We start from the raw sequence: 615 nt of genomic DNA on the forward strand, positions 1-615 counted from the left end.
GAGATGGGCTTCATCTAAGTGGAAAGGGGGCAGCAGTTTTAGCAGATGAATTGCTGAAGTCTGTTGAGAGTGGCACAGGTGGCATTTATTTAAACTAGATGAGCAGGGGGGATTCACAGAGAAGTATGATAATGGAGGCATAGGAAATGTTAGCACAAATAAACCAGCAAAGGTCAGCCTGGAAAACTGTACTGAAGCCGGGTATAAATGTGTTTGCTTAAATGCAAGGAGCATAGTAAACAAAAGAAATGAACTAAACATTATGGTAGAAGATACTGACCCTCACATTATAGGGATAACTGAATCATGGGCCAACAAAGAGATATCAGATGCCGAACTGGGACTGCCTGGCTACGTAATGTTTAGGAAAGACAGAATAGGAAGAAGGGGAGGTGGAGTTATTTTGTATATTAAAGAATCCATTCAGGCTTATGAAATAATATTAGAAAAAGAAGCAGATTGTGAAGAAGCTGTTTGGTGTAACATAGTTACCGGAAACTCAACGTTAACAGTAGGGTTAGTATATCGAAGTCCAAACATAAGCATAGAAGATAATGACAAAATACAAACCGCTATAAAAGAAGTGACAAAATACAAACCGCTATAAAAGAAGTG

The 615-nt window shown here is 38.7% G+C and carries 1 protein-coding gene; it reads left to right on the top strand.

What is annotated here, in order from left to right; genetic code table 11:
• Window positions 1-262: 262 nt before the first annotated feature.
• Entirely contained in the window at window positions 263-607 is a 345-nt protein-coding gene (locus ELQ92_RS16155; RefSeq protein WP_128500324.1) for an endonuclease/exonuclease/phosphatase family protein, read from the top strand.
• Window positions 608-615 lie beyond the last annotated feature (8 nt).

This window comes from Labedella populi, assembly GCF_004078655.1.
In the GTDB taxonomy this organism is placed as follows: Bacteria; Actinomycetota; Actinomycetes; order Actinomycetales; family Microbacteriaceae; genus Labedella; species Labedella populi.